Source organism: Alteromonas sp. ABH2_165 (assembly GCF_056159945.1).
Genome location: NZ_JBSWWF010000035.1, coordinates 1 through 589, shown reverse-complemented (window position 1 = coordinate 589; position 589 = coordinate 1). Strand labels below are relative to the sequence as shown.

Here is a 589-nt window from a genome sequence, read left to right as displayed (position 1 = left end):
GGGTGTTATGCATCAAGGAAAGATAAGTGGAAGTTTCATTTTTAGCAGAGCAAAGCCATCATTCTAAGACCATTGCACAGTGGTATTACGATGAATGGGCTAAGAATTACAACGTCCCGTTCAACGCAGTTTTTGAAGACGTGAAAAGTAAATCAAAATCAAAAAATGATGTTCCTCTCTGTTTTGTGGCAACAGAAAATAACGAAGCCGTTGGCGCTGTTGAACTGAAACTCTATGAGAATAAGCAATACGACTATAAACATTGGTTAGGTGGTTTATTTGTTATTCCAGGTTATCGACGCTTAGGTATCGGGAAAAAGTTAATTCAGCTTGCATTAGATCATTCTCAAAAATTGGGTATAGAAGACCTTTACTTACAATGTAAGAACGAGCATTCATATCTATATAGCTCATTCGGATTTACCGGCATCCACTTGCTATCAGACAGCACTTGCGTCATGGTTAGAGCGGTGTAAATGCATAACAAACCACTGTAGCCGCTCGCAGGCTCGCTGGGACACAAACACGGTGGCTGTGTCACTTCGTTCCGATTATAGCCACCGTGTTTGTGCCCCTAAGTGGGGTGTTA

The 589-nt window shown here is 41.4% G+C and carries 1 protein-coding gene; it reads left to right on the top strand.

Annotated elements, in window-relative coordinates; all coding sequences use genetic code 11:
• Positions 1-26: 26 nt before the first annotated feature.
• Positions 27-476, top strand: coding sequence for a GNAT family N-acetyltransferase (locus tag ACXAFQ_RS20490; RefSeq protein WP_474825220.1), 450 nt, complete (start codon positions 27-29; stop codon positions 474-476).
• The last annotated feature ends 113 nt before the right edge of the window (positions 477-589 follow it).